General features: G+C 64.0%; 1 protein-coding gene. It reads right to left on the reverse strand.

Going from position 1 to position 375, the window contains the following annotated elements; translation table 11 throughout:
* The coding region (locus F8R15_RS21250; RefSeq protein WP_152845906.1) for an IS5 family transposase at positions 1–375 on the reverse strand (375 nt) is incomplete at both ends.

The raw sequence follows: 375 nt of genomic DNA on the forward strand, positions 1-375 counted from the left end.
GACGGGTATGCCGAGCGCGGTGTAGCCGTTCATGATGGCGATGCGGACCTGAAGTTCCGCGATCTGGCGATCGAAGTCCCGCGCCATGAGGCGCTGACCCAGAAGTTTCACGCAGTGCATCTTGGTTTCGACGCGGCTCCGGCGGTGGTGTCCGCTCCATAGTCGCCACAGGGCGCGGCCCAGATACTTCGATGCCCGCAGAGCTTCGTTGCGTGCGATAGCACCAGCGGTCTTCCAAGGCTTCGCATTCCGGCGAGGCGGGATGACGGCATGAGCGCCACGCTCGGCGATGGCGTCATGGCATTTGCGGGTGTCGTAGGCACCGTCTGCCGTGACGCTGCCGATCTCTTCATCCTCGGGGATCTGGTCGAGCAG

Origin of the sequence: Thioclava sp. JE_KL1 (assembly GCF_009296265.1) — a bacterium.
Lineage (GTDB): Bacteria > Pseudomonadota > Alphaproteobacteria > Rhodobacterales > Rhodobacteraceae > Thioclava.